This is a genomic window from Ochrobactrum sp. SFR4, assembly GCF_019730395.1.
Taxonomy (GTDB): Bacteria; Pseudomonadota; Alphaproteobacteria; order Rhizobiales; family Rhizobiaceae; genus Pseudochrobactrum.
This window is the reverse complement of sequence record NZ_JAAPBB010000158.1, coordinates 1-495: the sequence shown is the minus strand read 5'-3', so window position 1 is coordinate 495 and position 495 is coordinate 1. Positions and strand designations below refer to the sequence as shown.

Sequence of the window (495 nt, the reverse complement as noted above, 5' to 3'; positions counted from 1 at the left end):
CTTTGGCGTCGGCTGCGCGTTTAGTCACATATTCACTGGTGCCCATATTGTAGGCTTTTTCAGCATCGACCAGCAGGCCGGAAGCTTCGGCGGAAAGAATGGCCTTGTTCACTTCTTCAAGAAAACGCTGTTCGTTTTTACGCACGCCGCCTGCAATCGGGATATAGTTGAAGGTGTTCAATGCGATTTTATATTTCTCACCCCACTCAGGATCAGACAGTTTCTGCTGAAGAATAGGGCCGTCAAAGGCAACTGCACTGCAACGGCCGTTCTGGAAAGCTTTAAACATATCGGCAGTGCCGGTGAGCAGCACGGTTTGTGCACCATAAGTGCCGGTGAGCGTACGGTTATAAAGATTGCCCTGCATGCCGCAGAGTTTCTGTCCGCGCACATCTTCCCATTTGTTTATTGTGGTATCTTTGGGCGCGATCAGAACAATGCCGGCCATATTGTAATATTCTTCAGTGAAATCAATAACTTTGGCACGCTCCGCAT

1 protein-coding gene is annotated in these 495 nt (G+C 49.1%); it reads right to left on the bottom strand.

Annotation, left to right across the window (positions count from 1 at the left end; translation table 11 throughout):
- A partial coding sequence (locus tag HBA93_RS18345; RefSeq protein ID WP_221724256.1) for a transporter substrate-binding domain-containing protein occupies positions 1 to 495 on the bottom strand: 495 nt, incomplete at both ends.